The sequence below is a fragment of the Hafnia alvei genome (assembly GCF_900095695.1).
Lineage (GTDB): Bacteria > Pseudomonadota > Gammaproteobacteria > Enterobacterales > Enterobacteriaceae > Hafnia > Hafnia alvei_B.
In genome coordinates, this window is record NZ_FMIQ01000039.1 from 1 (window position 1) to 1,206 (window position 1,206).

The window sequence follows — 1,206 nt, forward strand, 5'->3', positions numbered from 1 at the left end:
TTCCGCCAATTTCATAATGCCCATTGGCACCGAGTCCCATATGAAAGGCTAGATTAACATCGGATTGGGCAAAGCACGAGAAATGAGCTGCCATAAACAGGAACGAAATAATTTTATTTTTCACACTAACACTCATTTCTGAATCATTTAACACCTACTTATTTAAGTGGTGTAATAAAAAATTTCGATTAGGCCATTTTTTCATAGCCCTCCCAAGCAATTTTGTACATCAGCATAGGGAGGGCCACTCTTTAGGCATTACTTTGATTTAAAACAGACTAGAATGAAGTTATCTTATTTCAACACAATAATATATTGAACCCCATTAACATACGCATCACCATGTGCCTTGTATCCTTGTAGTCTGTAGTTATCTGGTATCTGGTAAACATTTTCGATATTTTAGTAACGTTCTCTGCACGACCGCAAGTTTTGGTTGAGCCATTTTTATAAGTAAATACAATCTTTCCAACAATATATTTATTATCCCACTTACCTGTAGTTGTCGTAATTTTTGTTACATTATCTGTACTATCGATAATTTCTCGTGCTCCACCTGTTCCTCCAATAGAGCCCATGCCATCGACTATTTCACCACATTGCATTTCAATACTGTAGTCTGGAGGAGTCACCACAACAGTAGCATTGTTTGTACCACTAGTCCCATATAGGGATGAATATTCTAGTGGAGCCACAGTTAGATCTGACGAGACATTGAAAGGCTCGGAATTATATGTGCCAACAGCTGTAATTACTGTACTTCCCTCAGTTTTAGCGCTAACTAGCCCTGATGAATCAATTGTCGCAACATTATTTTTACTAGAGGACCATGTAATAGCACTGTTAGGTACATTCACTTGTTCCCCATATGCAGTAGCAGTTAACGAATACTGATATTGCAGTGTTTCACCAATAGTTCTGCTACTAGGATTTACAGTAAATTTATATGGTTCTACCACCGTACCATCTTTACCACCATTGGTGTTATTACCATCGCCAGCTTGAGCCGTATTAATAGTTTTAGCATTACCAGCTATGCCTGCACCATTTTTAGCCCGCACCGACATTTCTAACACCTGACCCGCATCGCTGCTGTCGATGGTGTAGCTTGGCACTACGCCGCTTTGGCTGATTGCTTTGCCTTCACCGCTTTCCACTACGCTTGCCGTTGAGCCTTTGGCGCCCCACTGATACTCGGAAGTATCC

1 protein-coding gene is annotated in these 1,206 nt (G+C 40.4%); it reads right to left on the bottom strand.

The features are described from left to right. Window positions 1-299 precede the first annotated feature (299 nt). On the bottom strand, window positions 300-1,206 hold a 907-nt coding region (locus BN1044_RS10730), incomplete at its 5' end, for an Ig-like domain-containing protein (RefSeq protein ID WP_217492951.1).